At 48.2% G+C, this 255-nt stretch carries 1 pseudogene; it reads left to right on the plus strand.

Annotation, left to right across the window (positions count from 1 at the left end):
- Positions 1–71: 71 nt before the first annotated feature.
- A pseudogene (locus ACO0LC_RS29365) lies at positions 72–255 on the plus strand (IS256 family transposase); the annotation flags it as partial.

The raw sequence follows: 255 nt of genomic DNA on the forward strand, positions 1-255 counted from the left end.
TAAAAGTGTGTAAGTAATTCTGGTAGATGAACCTCCTATAATGAGGAATTGCCAAAATGACGACAAACGCCATGGAAAGAAGCAAACTGCAGGCGCTGGCCAAAGAGCTAGCGAAAGACATCAAGACCGAAGCTGATTTGAATGCGTTTTCCCGTGAGCTGCTCAAGCTCACGGTGGAAACAGCGTTCAATGCAGAACTGACCGAGCACCTCTTCTACGAGAGGCATCAGGACAGCACGCCAGGCAAGGGAAATA

It is taken from the genome of Undibacterium sp. JH2W (assembly GCF_049340425.1).
Taxonomy (GTDB): domain Bacteria; phylum Pseudomonadota; class Gammaproteobacteria; order Burkholderiales; family Burkholderiaceae_D; genus Undibacterium.